Source organism: Leucobacter edaphi (genome assembly GCF_016522535.1).
Taxonomy (GTDB): domain Bacteria; phylum Actinomycetota; class Actinomycetes; order Actinomycetales; family Microbacteriaceae; genus Leucobacter; species Leucobacter edaphi.
This window is the reverse complement of sequence record NZ_JAEHOI010000011.1, coordinates 342,285-359,491: the sequence shown is the minus strand read 5'-3', so window position 1 is coordinate 359,491 and position 17,207 is coordinate 342,285. Positions and strand designations below refer to the sequence as shown.

Genomic DNA, 17,207 nt, shown 5'->3' with positions numbered 1-17,207 from the left:
GTAGGTTGACAGCATGGAATCCACACAGATCGCCGGCGTCGCCGCCGACACCCGAGACCCGAGGGCCGGTTTGCGGGCCATCGCCTCGCTGCGGGCACTGACCGAGCGGCTCGAACTCGCCCAGGTCGAAGCCGGCCTGCGCGCGGGCATGACCTGGCCCGACATCGCAGCCGCACTCGGCGTCACCCGGCAGGCCGTGCACAAGAAATATTCCAAGCGGATCGACCCGACCATCCCCATCGCGAGGAGAACCCGATGAGTAACTTCACGAGCGCGGCAGCGGCCTCGCACACCCTGTCCGTCACCGCAATGGAGGAGGCGTCGCGCGAGGGCGAGCGCCGCGCGGGAATCGAGCACCTCTTCCTCGCCCTCGTGCTCGACAGCGGCGACGCGGGCACCGCGCTGCGCAGCCTCGGCATCACCCTCGACGCGGCGCGCGAAGCCGTTGCGGCGCAGCACGACTCACAGCTCGCCGAGCTCGGAATCCGCGCGGAAACCCCCGGTCCGAATCGAATCGTGTTCCACGAGACCGACGGCTACGAGTGGACCGAACCTGCGCAGGACGTCTTCAAGTCGGCATCGAGCGGCTCGAAATGGGGGACCTCCGATCAGGTGCTCCGTGAGCTGATCGTCGAGCCGAGCGGCTTCATCGAGTTCCTGCTCGCCCGCCTCGGCGTGAGCGCGGACGCGGTGCTCGGCCGCCTCGATCAGCTGCGCGAGGCTTCGGCGACACAGCTGCCCGCCGCGGCGCACCGCCTCACCCGCACCTCGACCGCGTTCGTGCCCGCGAGCCCCGCGGAGGTGTGGGGGCTGCTCTCGCACCCCGAGCGCATGCCCGAGTGGGAGCCGAACACCGGACTCGTCGAAGACCTCCCGGAGAAGGCCAGGCCCGGGGCGGAGTGGATCGCCCACGCCCGTCTCTCCCGGCCCGATGGAAAGCCCCTCAAGGTCCGGGAGGACCGGCGCTGGTCGCGCGTCGAGCTCGTCGACCTCGCGCCGGAGTCCCTGATCGAGTGGCGCTTCACCTGGCCGGAATCCCCGAACTCCAACACGATGCGACTCCGCATCGGACTCGAGCCGGCCGCGGGCGGCACCCAGCTCGAACTCACCGTGCAGTGGGAGCGCAGCCCCCACGCGAAGGCACCGAAATTGCGGGTCCTCCGCGGCCTGGCGCGACCGCTGATGCGATACGCAATGTGGCTGCAGCTCATGCAGCTGGGCGGGTCGATCGGGCGGGTGTTTCGGTAGGGGGAGGCGGGCGCTACAACGCACAGAACGGGTTCGCATCGACTTTTTCGAATGCCGCGTTCGAAATTCGGCACGGAATTGAATCGGAAACCGCGGTGCTGCCATCATGGCCGGTAACTCGACCACGGGCGGAGGGTTCCTCACCGTCCGGTTGATCCCGGCGGCAAAGGTGCGGTCGGAAACTGACTGTCATCGGAGCGAATCATGCGAATGCGTGCCACCACCGTCAACCGTTCACTCGCGCTGCTCGGCGCCGCCGCGATCATGGTCGTGGGCCTCACCGCCTGCGGCAACTCGAAAACGCCGCCACCGGACACGGGAACGAAGACCGAGTCGGGTGATGGCACCGCCGCATCGCTCGTCCCCAAGGACATCCGCGACACCGGCGTGCTCAAAGCGGCGACCGCCGAGGGATACCCGCCCATGGAGATGTACAAGGAGGGAACGCAGGACCTCATCGGCGTCGATCCCGAACTCGCAGACCTGATCGCGAAGCAGCTCGACCTGAAGCTGCAGATCACGAACGCCTCGTTCCCCGGCCTCATCCCCGGCCTCCAGTCGAAGCAGTGGAATATGGCTATCTCTTCGATGAGCGACACCGCCGAACGGCGTAAGGCCGTCGACTTCGTCGACTACTTCACCGCGGGCGGCTCGATCATGGTGAAGAAGGGCAACCCGGAGGGGATCAAGGACATCGCGGACCTGTGTGGCAAGGCCGTCGTCGCGGGCAAGGGGTCCTCGAATCTCGCGATCCTGCAGAAGTACTCCGATGAGAAGTGCGATACCCCGATGAAGGTTTCGGAATCCGAGGACGCACCCACCGGCCTCCTGCAACTCGATACGGGCCGCGCCGTCGGCACGATGGTCGACTACCCGGTCGCGAAGCTCATGGCCTCAAAGGCCGGTAAGTACGAAGTGCTCGAGAAGCAGTACGAGGCCGGGCCGTGGGGGATCGCGATCGACAAGAAGAACTCTGAACTCACCCAGGCCGTGAAGAAGGCGCTGCAGGAACTCATCGACAACGGGGAGTACCAGAAGCTCCTCGAGAAGTACGATGTGACCTCAGCGGCGGTGAAGTCGGCAGAGACCAATGCCGGAGAATAGCCAGATCCCGCCGCGGATCGACACCTCCGTCCTGCAGGTTCCGGAGCCCGAGCTTCCGCTGAACGCCCGTCCGCGGGCCGCGTGGGGGCGCTGGCTCGGCGCAGCCGTTGCGCTCGTCTTCGGCGCGTGGGTGCTGTGGGTCCTGATCACGACACCGAACATTCACTGGGATGTCGTCGTCGACTTCTTCCTCGCGCTGCCGGTCCTCCAGGGGCTCGGGGTCACCCTCGCCCTGAGCGTGATCTCGATGATCGCCGGCATCCTGATCGGCCTGCTCGTTGCGATCATGGAGCTCTCGAAGAACCCCGTGACGCGGGCCGTGGCAGGCGCCTACTCGTGGTTCTTCCGCGGAACACCGTTGATCGTGCAACTCCTGTTCTGGTTCAACCTCGGTCTGCTGTTCCCGCGGCTCGAGTTCGGAATTCCGTTCGGGGGGCCAAAGCTCTTCGGAGTTGACGCCTCGATCATCACCCCGTTCATCGCCGGCCTGCTCGGCCTCTCGATCAACGAGGGCGCCTACATGTCGCAGATCATCCGATCCGGAATTCTCTCCGTTGACCCCGGACAGCGTGAGGCAGCCGAGGCCATGGGGATGTCGAAGGGCGGGATCATGGGGCGGATCGTGCTCCCGCAGGCGATGCGCATCCTCGTGCCGCCGACGGGCAACCAGTTCATCTCGATGCTGAAGACCTCGTCGCTCGTGTCGGTTATCGCCGGAGCGGACCTGCTCACTGTGGTCCAGCGCATCTATCTCGGAAACTTCGAGGTCATATCTATGCTTGTCGTCGCCTCGATCTGGTATTTGCTCCTCACGACGGTCGCGACGATCGGGCAGCACTTCCTCGAGAAGAAGTACTCGCGCGGCTTCAACCGCGACATCCCGCTCGCACGCAAGGTTGCGCGGAATCTCGCGCCGACCGGCGGTAAACGAAAGGACGAGCAGTGAGCCGCGAAACCCCGACGGGTCCTCTGGCGACCCGAACAGACGGACTCCTTGTCGAGGCCGTCGCCGTCCGGAAAAGCTTCGGCGAGCGCGAGATCCTGAAGGGTGTCAGCCTCGACGTCCGCGAGGGAGAAGTCGTGTGCGTGATCGGGCCCTCCGGCTCCGGCAAGACGACCTTCCTCCGCTGCATGAACCAGCTCGAGCGCATCGACTCCGGTCGGATCTGGATGAATGGTGAACTCCTCGGCTATGAGGAGCAGGCCGATGGCGCCCTCCTGGAACGGAAGTATGACGACCTGCGGAAGCAGCGGCAGCGGATCGGAATGGTGTTCCAGCGATTCAACCTGTTCCCGCACCTCACCGCGCTCGAGAACGTACTCGAAGGGCCGTGGAAGGTACTGCGCAAACCGAAAGGCGAATCGGAGGAGCTCGCACGGAGCCTCCTCGCTCGAGTCGGGCTCGGCGAGCACGCCGACCACTATCCCGCGCAGCTCTCCGGAGGTCAGCAGCAGCGCGTCGCGATCGCCCGCGCGCTCGCCATGCACCCGTCGGTCATGCTGTTCGACGAGCCCACCTCGGCCCTTGATCCCGAACTCGTCGGGGAGGTGCTGCAGGTCATGCAAGAGCTCGCAGCCTCGGGGATGACGATGGTCGTGGTCACGCACGAGATGCAGTTCGCACGCAGCGTCGCCGACCGGGTCGTGTTCATGGCCGACGGCGTTGTGGTCGAGACCGGAACGGCCGCCGAGGTGCTCGACGATCCCCAGCATCAGCGCACGAGAGACTTCCTCTCCAGGGTCGCGTGATGGCGCGTCCCGTGCTCCTCCGGGGCGGCCTGCTCATCGACGGATCAGGCCGCCCCGGAGCCCGTCGAGACCTGGCGTTCAACGGCCGGCAGATCGTGGCTCCCGACCGCATCGACGAGGGCGACGCTGAGGTGATCGATGTCGGGGGCCTCGCGGTTTCGCCTGGCTTCATCGACGTGCACACGCACTCCGACGCGATCACCCTCCAGGAAGGCGGGCAAACGGGTGAGCTGTCGCTCGCGGCCGCCAGGCAGGGAGTGACGCTCGAGATCGCCGGAAACTGCGGCTACTCGATGTTCCCCGGTCCGACGCGGGAGGAACTCCGGCCCCAGCTCGACGAACTCGGCAGCGCGATTTTCGGCGAGCCATGCCGGGGACACGACACCCTCACCGAATACGCGGCGAGCCAGCGCGTGGTCGGCCGGGTCAACCACCTCGCCACGCTCGTCGGCCACTCCACGCTCCGCACGGCGGTCAGCGGCTTCGCCCAGCGGACGCTGCGCGACGACGAACTCGATCGGATGCTCGCACTGCTCGATGCGGCGCTCGCCGGGGGCGCGGTCGGCTGGTCGAGCGGCCTCATCTATCCGCCAGGAAGCTACGCCCCGCGAGACGAACTCATTGCCATGGCACGCGTCTCCACTCGGCACGGCGTTCCCTATGTCACCCACATGCGCGACGAGATGCGCGGCGTCGTCGATGCCCTCGGTGAGGCCCTCGAGATCGCCGGTGCCAGCGGGAGTCCCCTCCACGTGTCTCACCACAAGACGGCGGGGAAATACGCGGCCGGCAAGAGCCGCGCGACGCTCGAGATGATGGACGAGGCCCGAGCCCGAGGCCTCGACGTCACCTGCGACGTCTACCCCTACACCGCCGGCAGCACCAACCTCCACGCGATGCTTCCGCCCTGGACCGCGGAAGGCGGGCTTGGGGCTCTGCTCGAGCGGATCACTGATCCGCTGATCCGGGAGCAGATTCGGCACGACATCGAAGCCGGTACCCCCGGCTGGGAGAACACGGTCGGGAACGGCGGATGGCACCTGATCGATGTTGCGTCTGCGCCGCACCGGCCTGAAACCCTCGGCAAATCGATCGCGGAGCTCGCGGCAGCGACCCGGCAGGATCCGCTCGATTTCGCGCTTGACCTGCTGCTGGCGGAGGACGGGCTGGTGACGATCATCTCCCGCACGGTGGAAGAAGTCGACATGCGGAGGATCCTCGCCCACCCCGGGACGATGATCGGCTCCGACGGAGTCCCGCGCGACGGGAAGCCGCACCCCCGATGGGCCGGGACCTTCGCGAGAGTGCTCGGAAACTACGTCCGCGAGGAGGGTGTTCTGGAGCTTGAGGAAGCCGTTCGCCGGATGACCGCGCTCCCGGCGCGGCGTTTCGGTCTTGCGGGGCGGGGATCACTCGACATCGGCGGGATTGCCGATCTGGTCGTCTTCGATCCCGAACGGATCGCAGACCGCGCCACCTTCGCGGACCCGCTGCTGCCGCCAGTGGGCGTTGAGCGGGTGTTTGTGTCGGGTCAGCAGGTATTCTGCGGGGGACACGTGAGCGCCGCGCGGCCAGGGGAAGTGGTCGCGCGTGGCTCCGACGAGGAAGTGTAGGCCAGCGTGTACGACGCATTTCCGGGTGAACCCCGGGACGGGAAGCCGAGGGATGCACCGCGTCTCGCCTGGCTGTTGCTGGACCACAACGGGCGGAGCCTCGCCGGATACGGAAACGACCTGAGCGTTCCGGTGGAATCGCTGTCGGAAGCGCTACCGCTCGATGCTGACCTGGGACTTCTTGGCAGTGAAGTGTCGGTGCGCGACGTCGCTCGGCTCGCAGGGGCACACGAGCGCGCAGAGAATTCCGCGGGTGAGGGACGGGGAGACCGGGGCGCGGGCAGCACCCACGCGCGGGTATTGTCCGGGCGCACCTCAGCGGGATCAGATCGGCGAGTCCAGTTGGTCGCCCACGCCGACGGTTTCTCCGATTCGGAGTTCGCCGAGGCGTTCGCGGCGCTCGCCGCAACACTCCTTGTCGGGTCAACTGGGCCTGTCGACGGGGGCGAGGCCGGCGACGACTCTCCCGGCTCAGCCGTCAGATGCGACGCGTCCTCGCTTCCCCGAGCCGCCATTTACGCGCTCGCCCCCGATGGCCGTGCGCTCGCAGCCCACAGGGCCAGGGAGCGTTTCTACGCTGCGAGTACGATCAAGCTCTCCATCGCGCTCGCGGTACTCACCGCGGTCGATCGAGGGACGATCCGCCTCAACGATCCGCTCACCAGTCGGGACCGTTTCCCGAGCAGGGGGAGGGACGGAGGAGAGTTCTCGCTGGCCGGTGCGGAGGTCGATGCCGATTTCCCGGCGGCGGGAGAACAGGTGACCGTGCGGGAGTGCCTGTCTCGCATGATCGAGTTCTCCTCGAATGAGGCGAGTAACGTCCTCGTGGGGCAAATCGGATTCGCCAGCATCGCGGAAAAACTCGCGAGCCTCGGACTCAAGGACACTCAGCTGACCCGGCTGATCGGTGACGCCGCGGCCAAAGAGATCGGTTTCACGCACGAAACCACTGCCGCCGATCTGGCACTGCTGCTCGCAAGGATCGTCGACGGGAGCGTCCTCCGGCCCAGCACCACGCGGACGCTGCTCGACATGCTCCGCGCGCAGCGCTTTCCCGCGATTACTCAGGGGCTCAAGGCACCCGCTGACTCCGGGTCAAAGAGCGGCTGGGACGACGGGATTCGCAATGATGTGGCCTGGTTCGAACGGGCGGGCAGACCCCCTGGAGCAAACATCCTCGCCGTCGGCACGGAGGGTTTCGAGCCGCGAGCGGCGGTTGAAACGATTCGCGCGATTGCGCGGGCCGTGGAGTTCATCGCGGGTTGAGCCCTCACGCTATTCCGCGCGGCCGCCGAGTTGGCTGGTCAAGCGGGCCTCCAGACGGTCCGTCTCCGCCTTCAACCGCTCGGCGGTCCGGGAGAGATGATCGCCGATGACGGGCACGAGGGGATTCTCGCTGCCGCGGAGCGAGGCGAGCAGGATGGACCGGCTGCTCGGCCATGGCGTGACCAGCGGGGCGAGCCGAACGCGGTTGCGCGGCCCGACCGAAGACAGCGCGAGGCTCATCCCGGGTACGATCGCGAAGCCGAGATCGGCAGCCACCATTCCGAGCGCAACATCGAAGTAGTCGGTGCGGCAGACAACGCGTGGCGTGAACCCTGCTGCCGCGCAGAGACGGTCAACGATCCCCGAGTCGGTCTCGGTTCCGCGGGTTGCGATCCATGAGGCGTCAGCGAGGTCTTCCAGGTGAACCGGACCGGATCCGGCGTGATGGTAGCTGGGAGGGATCGCGAGGAAGTGAGCGTCGCGCTGTAACTCCCGGAACTCGAGCAGCGGATACGCGGCCGAGAGCGAGGAATCGGGTGACGCGGCCCCGCCGAAAATGATCGCCGCGTCGAGCTCCGCGTTCACCACCTGTGGCAGGAGCTCGTCAGGCTGTCCGGGCACGATGCTCAGCTGCGCAGACGGATGAGCCGCCATGAATTCGGAGAGTGCCGTGGGGACTAGGGAGAGACCCGCCGAGATGAAGAATCCCAGGCTGAGTCGCTGAGTGGAGCCGCGGCTGATCTCTCGAACCTCGGCCTCCGCTTCATCGAGCAGCGCGAGGATGCGCTCTGCGTACTCAACGAGCTTCTTGCCCGCGCTCGTGAGCCGAAGGCCGCGGGATCCACGGACGAGGAGCTGAGTGTCGAGCTCGCTCTCGAGCTTGGAGATGTGGTGTGAGACCGCGGACGGGACAAGGTGGAGATTCTTCGCCGCGGAGGTGAATGACCCGCAATCGGCGACCTCGCGCAGCACCCGCAGGCGAACCGTCGAGATCATGCGCCAGTGCACCGTCCTCGTCTGCGAAGTTTCATCCTGGGATCAGGGTACACGGGAGTGATCCGTCGGCGCCTCGCGAGGGAGTGTCGTCCGGTCGCCCCCGTCTCCTGCTGAGCTGGCCCGGAGCCCCGGCTCGGCAGGACCGCGCGACGGAGTGAAGTGCCATAACTCAGTGCGGGCGTTCGAGGCTCGAATTGGGGTGCGGCACGCATGGGAGAGTAAGAATCCCTGATCAGTCACCGACGAATGTGGCTTATTTGCGCGGCAGCATCACGGTCTTGGAAGATAACGATCCCTAATGTAACCTGTCGATGATAGGCAGCGGCCGGGGGGCTGGGCGCAAGGGTCGCGCTTTGAATCATCTCCCTCTGCTGACCGCACGCCGGCTGGGGGAAATTCAATATGGCAATTCGTGCTGTCCGCACCGCGTCCACGAGACGCTGGCGATCGATCGGCGCCGCAGCGCTCGCGCTCATGCTCGGATTCACCATCGTGCCGACCGCGGCCTTCGCGGCCGACGGAACGCTCGGCGTGAAGCTCGTGCAGTCCACGGGCACCGCGCCCTGGGACGACCTCGACACCACCGCGGGCGACGCTCTCGTCCGCACGAACGACGTGATCACCTACGACGTCCCGCTCTCCACGCGCGGTGACGTCAAGGGCAAGGGCGTGGCCATCGACCTCGTCGCCCCGAAGGGCACGCAGGTCACCTCGCTGCCTCCGTACTGCGCCGACGGCAGCAGTGTGACCCCGGCAACGCTGCCAGCTCCTCCCGTGCCGGTCACCGCTACCTCCTGGACGACGCTTCCCCAGCAGACGATCCACTGCGTCATCCCCGACGAGAAGCTCGGCGATAACACCGAGGCGAACTTCCCCTTCGAGGTGCGCGTCCGGCCCGAGGTCCCCAACGGCACCGTGCTCACCGCCTCGGCGACCGCGAGCGGTTCCGGGCTCGCGACGACGCCAGCGGCCACGATCGACTCCAGCGTCGTCGCGAAGGCCCGCTACGACTTCTCGAAGAACGCCCTCTTCGAAAACCCGAACTCGGTGTCACTGCCGACGGCGAGCCGCACGACGTGCGACTTCGGCCCTCCCGGTCGCCAGTGCCTCTGGACTTACTACACGTTCACCGCTTCAGTGCCGATCGGCGGCAAGGGCAACACGCCGCTGACGGAGTTCAGCTTCACCGATGACCTCACGCCGCTCTCGCTGTTCGGGATCGACATGAGCGCCGCCGACAAGGCGCGCTACGGCATGTCTCTCATGAGCTGCGGAAACGCCACCAACTACGTCGGAGTTCCCGGGAGCAAGGCAGGCAACACCGACCAGGCCGTCCGCGATAGCGGCACCGTGCAGTGCACCCAGCCGGGAGGACCGGGCACCCCGGTGACGATCAAGGTCACGAATGCCGACACCACCGCGTGGACCTATCCCACAAAGGATCAGGCGGGTCGCGATCTGAACACCAACCGCGCCGCGGTCTTCTCGCAGTCGATGCGGGTGCAGGTTCCGATCGAGTCCGTCATGAAGTGGGGCAAGTCGAACGCTGCCGGGACCTCCTTCTCGCTTCCGCTGAACAACACGATCAAGAACTTCGCCGGCACCGACATCGCCGGGCAGCCGATCGACGCGACCGCGGACATCGCGAACAACAACTACCGGAACACGACGATCGTGGTGAACGTCGAGGGCCAGGTGACGAAGCTCTACGCCGCCGTTCCCGGCACACCGGGCAACGTGGCCGTCGGCATCTACGAGACGAACAACTATTGGCAGGGTCCGGCCGGAGTCGCCCGCGCCTTCTCGGGTGACGGACAGGTGTTCCCCGGCGGCGACGTGTACTCCGCGCTGAACTTCCGCAACGGCACCTCGCCCGAACTGACGAAGGAGCCGCTCACGATCGGCGCCTGCGATAACTGGGATAACTCCCTGATGAACCTGCAGGCGAAGAAATATCCGAGTGGCGCAGGCCGCGCGAACACCTTCGGCAGCGACGGCGCCGCGGTATGGGCCGGTGGTGGACTCATGCCGCTGACCCCCGGAGGGACCTCGGAGGTCGTCACGGACCGGTCGAAGCTCCCCGAGCTGAAGGTCGTGTACTCGAACGAGGGCACGGCCGGGCCGGGCTTCGACTGCACGAAGGTCGCCAGCTGGTATTCCGACCCGAAGGACGTTCCCGGCAACGATCCCGCGCAGGCCGCGAAGGGCGTATACACGGGCGTCAACGTGGTCCGCATCGTCACCGAGCTCCCCACGAACAACGCGAACTCGAACGTGCTCATCAACATCGGCATGCGCGTCGCCGACAACCTGAAACCCGGCACGATCATTCCGAACTACCGGTCGAATGTGCTCTTCACCCGTCCCGGCGTGACCGAGGCCGAACTCAACGCGGCGAAGTGGACGCTCAGCGCCTACAACAAGGACACGAACTCGGGCGGGAACGGCGACCGCGTGATCGTCTCGGACCTGATCTCCCGTATCCAGAAGGCGATCAAGGACGGCGCGGGCGCGTGGACGCCGAACATTATCGACGTCACCTCCGGCAAGTCCTACACCTACCGGCTGACGCCGACGCTGAGCTCCGGCCAGGTGCAGGGCTCCACCTCGAAGGTGATCGTGGAGGACTGCCTGCCGGCGGGGCAGATCATCGAGAAGTCCTCGCATCCGTTCCTGACGGCGCGTCAACCCGACTCGACGCTCGACTGCGCGAACGGCACCTACCTGTACTGGAACCTGGGCGCGCACAAGACAACCGACGTGCTCGACCCGATCACCTATGACGTCCGCATCTCGAACGTCATCGACGCGGGAACCTACACGAACGTCACCCGGGTCACCGCGGTCGGGGACAGCTCGGCGGCGGCCCTCCGCACCGACGACCAGCAGGTGCGAATCATTAATCCCGCTGGCGTGAAGATCGAGAAGTCGCCGGCCTCCCCGCAGACCGAGGTCAACCGTGACCGGCAGCAGGCGAACAACAACCAGGTCCAGTGGGATATCACCTCGGCGAACCTGGGGCAGTACCCCGGCGTGGTGAACATCGACATGATCGACGTGCTCCCGAAGAACGGCCACGACCCCCTCGCGGGCACCGAGTTCTCGAAGGGCGCTTCGAAGTTCTCCGGCACGCTCGAACTCGCCTCGGTGACGAAAATCGCGGGCACGAAGTCCGAGGTCTGGTACACGACGGTCGACCAGTCGAAGCTGAGCACGGATCCGAAGGACCCGTCCAACTCGACGAACGGCGCCACGTCAGGCACGGATCCGCGGATCCCGAACCCGGCCGTGTGGTCGAAGACCCCGCCCGCCGATATGACCACCGTGACGGGCGTACGCGTGAAGCACGACGGCTCGTTCAACAGCGCGGACAACTTCACCTACCGCATGGTGTTCACCCCGCACGGCAACGTCGCGGGCGATCAGTACCTCAACACGCTGTACGCCATGGCGACGGTGCTGACGAACACGGGCGGCTTCGTCGAGTTCCGTGCGCTTGGTCCGATCGCCTCGGCGGTCGACGTGGTCGGCGGGTCGATCGGCGACTACGTCTGGTACGACGCGAACGGCAACGGGATCCAGGACGCGGGTGAGAAGCCCGCCGCGGGCGTGACCGTCAAGCTCACGGGAACCGACAAGCTCGGCAACGCGATCGCGCTCGAGACGAAGACGGACGCGAGTGGCAAGTACTCCTTCGCGAACCTGCACTCCTCGAACGACGCGGGCTACACAGTCCAGTTCGTGGCGCCGAACGGGGCGTTCTTCACGACCCGTGCGGCCGGGTCTGATCGCGCCGTCGACTCCGACGCGTCCCAGGCCGACGGGAAGGCGGCGCCGATCAAGCTCGGCGCCGGTGAGACTCGCAGCGATATCGACGCGGGCCTCGTCGCACCCGGAATCGAGCTCGATAAGTCCGTGTTCCCCGGATACGGGGTGCACATGGGCGACACGGTCACCTACACCTTCACCGCGACCAACACCGGGTCCATGCCGCTCGAGAACGTGAAGCTGGGCGAGAAGTCCTTCGTTGACGCCTCGGGTGTCCCGATCGAACTCGACGCGGCACCCGTGGTCGACGCGGCGGCCTCAACGGGCACGACCGCGCTCCTCAACCCGGGACAGAAGATCGTCTGGACCGCCGAGTACACGGTGACCGAGAAAGACGCGGTGGTCGGAGGTCGCATCGACAATACGGCAACGGTGACCGCGACCGGCAAGACCGAGAGCCCCGAGAAGCCCACGGTATCGGACGAGGACAGCGCGACCGTGAGCATCGTGCGCCTGTTCCCGTCGCTGGAGTTCGAGAAGACGGCCGACCCGGTTCGCGGGATCCGCGTGGGCGACACCGTCACGTACACCTTCACCGCGACGAACAACGGCGCGGTGACCCTGTACGAGAATCGACTCGCTGAGCAGGACTTCACCAACGCGGCGGGGGATCGGCTCACGCTCGACGCGCCGCCGGTGCTCGACACCGCGGCCTCGACCGGGACGCTGTCCGAGCTGAAGCCCGGCCAGACGCTCGTGTGGACCGCGAAGTACACGGTCACGAAGGCTGACATCGCGACGGCCGGACCGATCTCCAACACCGCGATCGTGACGGGAAATCCGATGGCGCCCGTCGATCCGGTGCGCGTCGAGGATAGCGTCGACGTGTACCCGATCGGGGTGCCCGGGATCGGGATCGTCAAGTACGTGAACGACGAGGACGCGAATGAGGCCCCTGGCGTTCGCGTCCCCGCGGGAAGCGACGCCGAGTTCCGCTACGTCGTCACCAACACGGGAGACACGAAGCTCGTCGACGTGAGTGTCGACGATGACCGGGGAGTGCAGGTGAAGTTCCCCGCCGGCTTCGACGGCACGCTTGAACCGGGCGAATCGGTCGAGGGGACGGGGACGGGCAAGATCCCCGAGGGCCAGTACACGAACGTCGGCACCGCGACCGGCACCCCGGTGGACGCCAAGGGCAACCCCGTCCTGGACGAGAACGACGAGCCGATCGCCAGCGTGAAGGCGGAGGATCCGGCGAACGCGTTCGGCGCGCTCGCGTCCTACACGATCCGCAAGGAGGTGCAGGATGCCAAGGGCGAGTGGCACAGCGGAGACGACCGCCCGACCCTCGCGAAGGGGGCAACCGCGCACTGGCGTGTGACGGTCAAGAACACCGGCAACGTGGAGATCGAGAACCTCGTCGTCACCGATGAGAAGATCGCGGACGGCAGCAAGACGATCGACCGTCTCGAGGCCGGCGACTCCGTGAACTGGGAGTTCACGAGCGAGGTCGGCTCCGACAAGCTCGAGAACGTGGTCGCTGCCGAACTCGACAGCCCCTACTGCCAGGAGAACTGCGCGCAGGAGGCGAGGGCCGGCTACGGCACCGAGCAGGATCCGGCGGTTCCGGTGATCCCGATCGTTCCCGGCATCCCCGGTGTCCCAGGCATCCCCGGAGTCCCCGGTATCCCTGGCGCGCCCGGCAGCCCGGGCCTCCCCATCACCGGCGGAACGATCGGGGGCGCCGCGGTCCTGGCCGCACTGCTTCTCGGCGCCGGGGGAGTGCTCCTCGTGGCGCGCCGCCGGAGGCGAACGCACGACTCGTGATCCCGTGATGGGCATCGGTCACCGAGTGGAATGACACGCGAAGGTCCCGGACCACCAGCGCACCGCTGGGGCCCGGGACCTTCGCGTGTCCCGGAGTGGTGGCGCGCCGGAAGCCCGACTGGCCGCAAACGGCACTGGCGTCGCGGCCGCGGCATCGGGCATGATCGTTCCTGCACCCCGAACCCTTCCTGCCCGAAGCGCCGAGCTGTCCGAGCGTCGCGCGTTTCCGTGGCGGAGGAGGTGCACGCTTCACGCCCCCTCCGGCTGGCACGGCGGGGGTTCCCGCGCGCTCCGAAGAAAGGGTTCACAACGATGGTGGCGTCCTACCTCGCTCGAAGGCCACTCCAGGAGCGGGTGCTCTCGCAGGTCGATTGGCCGCGGGAGCGTTCGACGAACCGGCGTTTCGATCTGGACTGGCTCGACCGGCGCACGAGGGGGCGCGTCTCGTATGCCGAACAGCTCCTGATCGAGCGGGCTTTCCGAAACGGTTTCCCGGGTTCGGGCCTGTTCGAACCCGGGGTGAGGCCCGAGGTGCGCGTCGAGTTTCACCGGCAGCGCAGGATCCACCAGTGGGGACTGAACTATCTGCGGGAGCCCGAGAACGTCCTTCGGCTCGGCGCCGTGCGCGGCGTCCACTATCGCGAGTGGGGCGGCCACGTGGATCAGCTCTCGCTGGACGGGCACCTCGACGAGGCGCTCGATCTCGTCTACGAGCTGATCGACGCAGCGCACCGCTGCGAACCCGCGGAGCTCCAGGCCGACGCGGCGAGATCGCTCTACGTGAAGGCGGCGGTCGTCCTGCAGCAGCAGGAGCAGCTCGACGCCGCGGACGATCTCGTCGCGATGGCGTCGCGGCGGCGTCCCGCGCGCAGGCTGAGCGCCGGGCATCCGGTCGCGGGGAAGCTCGCGGCGCAGCGCGAAGCGGCGGCCGGTGCTCTGGAGGAGACTGAGGTTGCTAGGAGCGAGGGCATTTTTTACATTTGACTATGCGCCGAGCCAGCCACCGTCAACATTGTGCAGTGTTCCCGTGACATACCGCGATGCCTGCGAGAGTAGGTACACGCAGGCGTTACCAACATCCGAAGGATCTCCGAGTCGGCGCATCGGGATTCTCGCCAGGATCCGATCATAATCAGCAGGATTCGCGAGTAGCTTCTTTGTCATTTCGGTCTCGAAATAGCCGGGGCCAATGATATTGGAGCGAATGCTATGCACGGCCCACTCGACGGAAAGTGCCCGTGCGACACCGACGAGTCCAGTTTTGGAAACCGCATATGGGGAGATATTCGGAAGAGCAATGCTCGAATTCAGCGATCCAATGAAAACGTGAGACCCCGCAATGCCGCGGGCGATTTGTGTTCTGGCAACGGCTGTACTCAGCAGGTATGGTGCATTCACGTTCACATTCTGGACCTGCGTGAACTCTTCAGCGGTGACCTCTACGGCCGGCTTGCGGAGTTGGATGCCGGCCGCGTGAACGACCCCATGTATGGGCGAAATCTCACTCACCGCATCGACGATTTCCTGGAGTTGATCGAGACGCGCAACGTCCGCAGGGTAGGCACGCGCGGTTGCTCCGAATGCCGCAAGATCAGCAGCAGCAGCGCGAGCCTGATCAACGGAGCGAGCAACGATAGTTACCGCCCCGCCAGCTCGCGCTACGGCGCGCGCAGCGGCGTTCCCAAGGCCTCGGCTACCGCCTGTGATCAGCGTATGTGTGCCCGCGAGCGAGAAGGGGTTTGGAGAAGACGAGTCGGTCATGATGCCCCCGGAAAGGTGATGTGCTTAGTGAGGAGTTCGGCTGCGGCCGTGACTCGGTTGATGTGAGTGAGAGCAAGATTCCGCGCCCGCAGTTCGTCGCCCGCTGCGATCGCGCAGGTAATTTGCGCATGTTCCTCATGTGTCTTCGCTCGCTCCGGCGCATAGCCCGGGCTCTGCAGATACGTCGCGGTCAGGATCTCGTTGAATGGGAGGGTGAGGTGGGAGAAAAATGGGTTCCCGGTGGCGCGGGCGATCACCGCATGGAAGTCTAGATCTGCCGCAACTAAGCCACTGAGCTGATCAGGGCCGAGCTCCGAATCGGGGCGGATACGATCCACCAGCGCTTCGAGTTTTGCGACATCTTCCTCGCTGCGGCGAACGGCAGCGTACGCGGCCATGTCAGGTTCAAGTGCGCGTCGCATCTCCATGAGTTGGGTGAAGTCTCCCCCGCCGAGTCGCAACATGAGAGCGACCTGACGGGACAGATTATTTTGGTCAAACTCGGCCACCTGCATTCCGATACGTGGGCGGATGCTGACGACTCCTCGCGCAACGAGGGTTCGCCCTGCCTCCCGCACCACGGTGCGACTCACCCCGAAAATATCGATGAGTTCCGGCTCTGTCGGAAGGCGGTCGCCAGGGTTAAGGTTTTCCTCGAGAATGCGGGCCATTATTGAATCGGCAACCTGTTCAGATAGCGGTCGTCGATCCGTTGGTGCTGAGCCCGAGGTGAATGCCAAGGTCATGGAGCCTTTCTAGTCGAAAATCTATGCCACCTGGCAACGGAGAGGCTCCCCGAAGGCCGCGCGGACCGCTTCTTCGCTGGCGAGGCGCTGCAAATTATCGAGGGACTCTTCATCGTAGAACGCAGCGTGCGGTGTGAGCACGAGCCCTCGGGCCTGACGCAGCGAAGAGTCTAGGGGGAGGGGTTCGACGCTCGTGACATCGAGTATCGCGCCAGAGATACGTCCCTCGTTGAGAGCGATCTCGAGGGCGGCCTCGTCGATGAGTCCTCCGCGAGACGTGTTTACGATAATTGCCCTATCGGGCATGCGGCTCAGGAATTCCCCGTCGATGACGTTCTTCGTCTCCGAAGTGAGCGGCGCGTGCAATGTGAGCGCAGTGGACCGTCGAGCGAGATCATCGAGTTCAACCCGTTCGACAGCAGCGTCGTACAGCACCTCGTCGGCGCAAAATGGGTCGTAGGCAATGCCCTGAGCCCCAAAGGCTCGAAGTCGCCGGTGCACAGCCTGGGCGATGCGACCGAAGCCGAGGTATCCAATCATGTGCTGTCGCAGACTGCGCAAAGGGCCCAGACTGGTCGGAGAGGTCCAACCTTCCGTGTGAATGGTGCGATCGAAGTTGGGGATCTGCCGAGCAAGCGCGAGGAGCGAGGCCGCTGCGTGATCGGCTACCGTTTCGACCCCATAGTCGGGCACATTCGAAACTTTGATTCCCAGTTCTCGTGCAGCGTCCAAATCGACGTTGTCGACCCCAACGCCGTAGCGAATGATTGTCGCTCCGGGCTTCATTTTGGAGAGCACTGCTCTTGTCATCGGGGCAAAATTTACGAACGCAATGCTTGCTCGTGCGACTGCATCGATGGTCTCGGCCTCGGTGCGTGCGGAGAACTCGGCGAACTCCGCACCAATTCTTTGTGCGGCTGCCTGTTCATGATGAGTGTCCGAGAAAGCGTGGTCGGTGACGACGATGCGATCGTTCATGTCGTCCTTTCTGGGGTAGGGGCGAAAGAGGGTGTCAACGTTGAGTCCCGAGAATTCAGTTGGGAGGTGGAATTTCGTTAGATCGTATCATAGTATGAATAGACTCGATGAGGAGCCTCGCCTGAGGGGCACTTCGCAGGCACTGCCG

13 protein-coding genes are annotated in these 17,207 nt (G+C 65.6%); 9 read left to right on the top strand and 4 right to left on the bottom strand.

What is annotated here, in order from left to right; all coding sequences use genetic code 11:
* The first annotated feature begins 13 nt into the window (after positions 1 to 13).
* From JD292_RS11760 to JD292_RS11730, 7 genes are all read left to right on the top strand, one after another.
* A complete protein-coding gene (locus JD292_RS11760; RefSeq protein ID WP_200132935.1) occupies positions 14 to 259 on the top strand; it encodes a hypothetical protein in 246 nt (81 codons plus the stop codon).
* Positions 256 to 1,248: an SRPBCC family protein gene (locus JD292_RS11755; protein ID WP_200132934.1), complete on the top strand. Its 993-nt coding sequence runs from the start codon at positions 256 to 258 to the stop codon at positions 1,246 to 1,248. The genes JD292_RS11760 and JD292_RS11755 overlap by 4 nt, the downstream gene beginning before the upstream one ends.
* 210 nt (positions 1,249 to 1,458) lie before the next feature.
* A complete protein-coding gene (locus JD292_RS11750; RefSeq protein WP_200132933.1) occupies positions 1,459 to 2,352 on the top strand; it encodes an ABC transporter substrate-binding protein in 894 nt (297 codons plus the stop codon).
* Positions 2,339 to 3,298 (top strand): amino acid ABC transporter permease, encoded by a 960-nt coding sequence (locus JD292_RS11745; protein WP_200132932.1) that lies wholly within the window; start codon positions 2,339 to 2,341, stop codon positions 3,296 to 3,298. The genes JD292_RS11750 and JD292_RS11745 overlap by 14 nt, the downstream gene beginning before the upstream one ends.
* On the top strand, positions 3,295 to 4,101 hold the full coding sequence (locus tag JD292_RS11740; RefSeq protein WP_439649276.1) for an amino acid ABC transporter ATP-binding protein: 807 nt from the start codon (positions 3,295 to 3,297) through the stop codon (positions 4,099 to 4,101). The genes JD292_RS11745 and JD292_RS11740 overlap by 4 nt, the downstream gene beginning before the upstream one ends.
* Positions 4,101 to 5,714, top strand: coding sequence for an N-acyl-D-amino-acid deacylase family protein (locus JD292_RS11735; RefSeq protein ID WP_200132931.1), 1,614 nt, complete (start codon positions 4,101 to 4,103; stop codon positions 5,712 to 5,714). Before JD292_RS11740 ends, JD292_RS11735 begins: the two co-directional genes overlap by 1 nt.
* Before the next feature lie 342 nt (positions 5,715 to 6,056).
* The gene (locus JD292_RS11730; RefSeq protein WP_200132930.1) at positions 6,057 to 6,980 is read left to right on the top strand and encodes a serine hydrolase; all 924 of its coding nucleotides are present in this window, start codon (positions 6,057 to 6,059) and stop codon (positions 6,978 to 6,980) included.
* 9 nt (positions 6,981 to 6,989) lie between these two features.
* Here the strand turns inward: JD292_RS11730 and JD292_RS11725 are convergent, their stop codons facing one another.
* The gene (locus JD292_RS11725; protein ID WP_200132929.1) at positions 6,990 to 7,976 is read right to left on the bottom strand and encodes a LysR family transcriptional regulator; all 987 of its coding nucleotides are present in this window, start codon (positions 7,974 to 7,976) and stop codon (positions 6,990 to 6,992) included.
* Positions 7,977 to 8,378: 402 nt separating this feature from the next.
* Here JD292_RS11725 and JD292_RS11720 point away from each other — a divergent pair, with 402 nt between their 5' ends.
* Both JD292_RS11720 and JD292_RS11715 read left to right on the top strand, forming a co-directional pair.
* The gene (locus tag JD292_RS11720; protein ID WP_200132928.1) at positions 8,379 to 13,574 is read left to right on the top strand and encodes a CLIPPER-2 domain-containing protein; all 5,196 of its coding nucleotides are present in this window, start codon (positions 8,379 to 8,381) and stop codon (positions 13,572 to 13,574) included.
* 312 nt (positions 13,575 to 13,886) lie between these two features.
* A complete protein-coding gene (locus tag JD292_RS11715; protein WP_200132927.1) occupies positions 13,887 to 14,558 on the top strand; it encodes a hypothetical protein in 672 nt (223 codons plus the stop codon).
* Here the strand turns inward: JD292_RS11715 and JD292_RS11710 are convergent, their stop codons facing one another.
* The 3 genes from JD292_RS11710 to JD292_RS11700 are packed head-to-tail and all read right to left on the bottom strand — an operon-like array spanning position 14,559 to position 17,059.
* Positions 14,559 to 15,335, bottom strand: coding sequence for an SDR family oxidoreductase (locus JD292_RS11710; RefSeq protein ID WP_200132926.1), 777 nt, complete (start codon positions 15,333 to 15,335; stop codon positions 14,559 to 14,561).
* On the bottom strand, positions 15,332 to 16,081 hold the full coding sequence (locus JD292_RS11705; protein ID WP_200132925.1) for a FadR/GntR family transcriptional regulator: 750 nt from the start codon (positions 16,079 to 16,081) through the stop codon (positions 15,332 to 15,334). The genes JD292_RS11710 and JD292_RS11705 overlap by 4 nt, the downstream gene beginning before the upstream one ends.
* A 21-nt stretch (positions 16,082 to 16,102) precedes the next feature.
* A complete protein-coding gene (locus JD292_RS11700; RefSeq protein ID WP_200132924.1) occupies positions 16,103 to 17,059 on the bottom strand; it encodes a C-terminal binding protein in 957 nt (318 codons plus the stop codon).
* Positions 17,060 to 17,207 lie beyond the last annotated feature (148 nt).

Coding starts and splice junctions, on each gene's coding strand:
- JD292_RS11705 (WP_200132925.1), bottom strand. CDS start 16,081: ATGACCTTGGCATTCACCTCGGGCTCAGCACCAACGGATCGACGACCG.
- JD292_RS11760 (WP_200132935.1), top strand. CDS start 14: ATGGAATCCACACAGATCGCCGGCGTCGCCGCCGACACCCGAGACCCG.
- JD292_RS11735 (WP_200132931.1), top strand. CDS start 4,101: ATGGCGCGTCCCGTGCTCCTCCGGGGCGGCCTGCTCATCGACGGATCA.
- JD292_RS11720 (WP_200132928.1), top strand. CDS start 8,379: ATGGCAATTCGTGCTGTCCGCACCGCGTCCACGAGACGCTGGCGATCG.
- JD292_RS11755 (WP_200132934.1), top strand. CDS start 256: ATGAGTAACTTCACGAGCGCGGCAGCGGCCTCGCACACCCTGTCCGTC.
- JD292_RS11710 (WP_200132926.1), bottom strand. CDS start 15,335: ATGACCGACTCGTCTTCTCCAAACCCCTTCTCGCTCGCGGGCACACAT.
- JD292_RS11715 (WP_200132927.1), top strand. CDS start 13,887: ATGGTGGCGTCCTACCTCGCTCGAAGGCCACTCCAGGAGCGGGTGCTC.
- JD292_RS11700 (WP_200132924.1), bottom strand. CDS start 17,059: ATGAACGATCGCATCGTCGTCACCGACCACGCTTTCTCGGACACTCAT.
- JD292_RS11745 (WP_200132932.1), top strand. CDS start 2,339: ATGCCGGAGAATAGCCAGATCCCGCCGCGGATCGACACCTCCGTCCTG.
- JD292_RS11725 (WP_200132929.1), bottom strand. CDS start 7,976: ATGATCTCGACGGTTCGCCTGCGGGTGCTGCGCGAGGTCGCCGATTGC.
- JD292_RS11750 (WP_200132933.1), top strand. CDS start 1,459: ATGCGTGCCACCACCGTCAACCGTTCACTCGCGCTGCTCGGCGCCGCC.